The sequence below is a fragment of the Bradyrhizobium sp. STM 3809 genome (assembly GCF_000239795.1).
In the GTDB taxonomy this organism is placed as follows: domain Bacteria; phylum Pseudomonadota; class Alphaproteobacteria; order Rhizobiales; family Xanthobacteraceae; genus Bradyrhizobium.
Window position 1 is genome coordinate 1 of the sequence record NZ_CAFJ01000578.1, and the last position, 3,101, is coordinate 3,101.

Genomic DNA, 3,101 nt, shown 5'->3' on the forward strand with positions numbered 1-3,101 from the left:
GCGGCGGCCTGCGCCGGCGCTGGAGCGGCCGGAGCCGGCGTGACGGTGATGTCGCCGGCCTGCTGGACATAGACCGGGCGCGGCGGCGCCGGCGCCGCGCTGTCGCTCGACGACAGCGACAGGCTGCGCGTGCCCTGGGCCTGGGCGGTTGCGGATACGAGCACCAGGGCTCCGATCAGGATCATCTTGCGCATGTGAAAGCTCCCCTCGTTGGCTGCGAGAGGTTTAGCCGCTGCTCGTGGTTCCGAATGTGATCCCGGTCACGCTGAACCGGCGCGAGCCTGGGTTGAGCCCGGGCCGGCAGCACGCCGCCGCGGCACCGGACACCATTTTTTTCAGAACCTTTTTGCGGCCGCCGCGACTTCCGAGGAGGGACACCAGCGGCGCCGGGACGCGCCTGTCGATCATCCGAACACCGATCGTTGCGGCGATGCGCCTGGGAGCGCAGGGGCCTGTTCACCTGAGTTTGCTACCACATTACCGTCACGGCGAGGTGTTCCTTCCTGGAGTGATCGAAGGCCGGGGTATGATCGTATGCATACGTACTGTTCGTTGGTGCTGTTCAGAAGGTTCGCCGAATCCGATAGAAGCCGTCGATTCACAGGAAGGAACAGGCGCATGCGCCGGATGACGATTGCGGTTCTGATGGCGGCGCTCGGCGTGCTGGCCGGCAGCGGGACGGGACGGGCGCAGGGCGGCGAGAACGACGTCGAGGAGATCTACATCGCCCGCAGCGTGCGCCACGGCCGCGTCGTGCCGTCGGATTTCTGCGCACCGACCAAGACCGGCTTCGCGCCGGCGCTGGAGGACCAGCTCTCGATCCATGCCGTGAACGTGCAGGCCAGCGACGGCCGCATGACCGGCACCAACGACAAGAGCATCGGCGAGATGCGGGTGTGCATCGGCCAGGCGATGGATCCGACCCTGCTCGGCACCTACACCGAAGGCCAGTTCAACGGCATCGCTTTCACCGGCATCGGCGACTGCCGGCTGGTGCGCGGCAACCTGCCGGAGGAGGGCATTCTCACCCACCGCTGCTTCCTGGCGCTGTCGGGCCTGCCGGAGCCTTATGTCGGCGGCTTCCTGGTCTCCAGCTCGCTGTATTCGAAGACGCCGTTCGGCATGGAGAGCTCGCCGCCGGGCTACGCCCAGGCGGGCCTGATGATCATCCGCCTGTGGCGCAAGCGGCTGCCCTGAGGCCGCCGCCTCGCGCGCGTGCGGCTCAGGCGGGCGAGAACGTCTGCACGAAGGCGCGGACGGTCGCCGACACCTTGTCCTCCGAGACGTGCCAGGCCGCGCCGTCATCGGCCGCGAAGAAGCTGGAGGCATTCGAGCCGCCCCAGCGGAACACCTCGAAGGACGGCCAGTACCAGATGTCCTCCAGGTTCGAATTGTTGACGATCTCGTGCGCCACCAGCCGCATCGTGCTCTTCGACAGGCAGTCGGCCTGCACCACCGATTCATATTCGAACGAGGTCAGGAGCGGCACCGGCGACACCGTGACGATCACCTTGATGCCCGGCCGGACGCTGCGGACGAAGTCGATCAGATAGCGGACGTTGTCGACGTTCTCCTGCACGCTGGCGGTGCGGAACTTGTACTTCTCGGCCAGCGCCCGCGAGTTCAGCGCGGTCGGCCGGGGCAGCACGAAGGCGCCGGTCTCGCGGTCGAAGAACGCGGCGGCGACGCCGAGTGTGAGGATGAAGACGTCGGCCTGCTTGATGACGGCGAGCGTGTTCTCCTGGCTCGATCCCTGCGGCAGCAGCTCGACGATGCGCTCGCGGATCTCCGGATCGATCGTGGCGCCGCGCAGCCAGTCGACGAACACGCGGTTGGCGAAGGTCGTGTTGATATATTCCGAGATCTCCATGTGGTGGCTGTTGTAGCCGCTGTCACTGAGGCTCTTGGACAGGTTGCGCGCGAAGCACGAGCCCATGGTGAAGAAGCGCGTGCTCTTGTCGAGGAATTTCGGCGCGGCGGCGAGGTTCACCGCGATATGGCTCGTGATCAGCGTCTGCAGGTCGCCGAGGAAGTCCTTGGTCTCGGGATAGCGGCCGACCTTGGCGCGGCCCGCCTTGGCCTCCTTGGCCTTGTTGCCCTTCTTGGCGTTCGACCGCGCCAGCTCCAGCGTCTCGCGGTTGATCGGGTTGTCGTAGGCCGGGTTGAGCTTGATGGCCTTCTCGAGCGCCCCCACCGCCTCCTCAAACTCGTTGTTCTGGGTCAGGATCTCGCTGAGCGAGAAATAGTCGGCGGCCTGGTTGGAGGCCTTGGCGAGCTTGCGGAACAGCTCCATCGACCGCGTGAACGGGCCGACATGGCTGCAGCGCACCGCGGCGCTGCGGATCAGGTGCAGGTTGCCCTCGGTGGCCTGCTCGAAGATCTCAGGGTTCTCGTCGAGGATGGCCAGCATCATGTCGCGCGCCTCGGCGCGCTTCTTGTGCGAGCCGTCGTCGATCAGCTGCGCATAGATGAAGCGCGCATTGATGTCCTTGGGGTCGAGCTCCAGCAGCTTCTGGAAGGCGAGCTGGGCGCTGACGAAGTCCTTGTCCTCGATATATTTGTAGGCGAGCGTCCGGATCTGCCCGAGGATCGACTGGAACTGGGTGTGGTTGTCGAGGGCCGTGGTGCTCATGTCGAGGCTCGCCTTTGTGTCTCGTTTCGGTTCATGAGCTGCGGCGCCGTCGTCGCAGGGCGCGAGGCGTCGCTCACGCGGACGACGCATCCCGCGCGCGAAACATCTCGACCATGACAACTGGATCCTGATCGCCACCGGCTTGGCCGGCGACGTACGCCCGAGCGCAGCCCACCATTCCCGGCGATTCGAACAGGAAGGGATGCACGCCCCCATCGCCGACTGCCGCCTGCGCGTATATGCGCAGGCAGCTCGCGGCACACGATGGTGGCGACGAGGTTAACCAGTTCTTAACTAGCAGGACCGCGCAACTACGGACGGAAATCTACGGGGAGTGGTGCGAAAGAGGGCACCCTGTGCCGTGCACCATGACGTGGCGTTCTATTGCCCTTCAGCGAAGTGCTTCCGGAAGAATTCGACCATCTCAGCGTGGAAGCGCCGATGAAAATCGGCGCGGTCAAAACCGGCC

The 3,101-nt window shown here is 65.5% G+C and carries 2 protein-coding genes and 1 pseudogene; 1 reads left to right on the forward strand and 2 read right to left on the reverse strand.

The features are described from left to right. A pseudogene (locus tag BRAS3809_RS26165) lies at window positions 1–194 on the reverse strand (hypothetical protein); the annotation flags it as partial. A gap of 424 nt (window positions 195–618) precedes the next feature. Between BRAS3809_RS26165 and BRAS3809_RS26175 the strand changes: the two are divergent. Then, window positions 619–1,197: a hypothetical protein gene (locus BRAS3809_RS26175; protein ID WP_008965027.1), complete on the forward strand. Its 579-nt coding sequence runs from the start codon at window positions 619–621 to the stop codon at window positions 1,195–1,197. A 25-nt stretch (window positions 1,198–1,222) separates the two neighbouring features. Here BRAS3809_RS26175 and BRAS3809_RS26180 read toward each other — a convergent pair whose 3' ends face one another. Continuing rightward, on the reverse strand, window positions 1,223–2,632 hold the full coding sequence (locus tag BRAS3809_RS26180; protein ID WP_008965028.1) for a GSCFA domain-containing protein: 1,410 nt from the start codon (window positions 2,630–2,632) through the stop codon (window positions 1,223–1,225). Window positions 2,633–3,101: the final 469 nt, after the last annotated feature.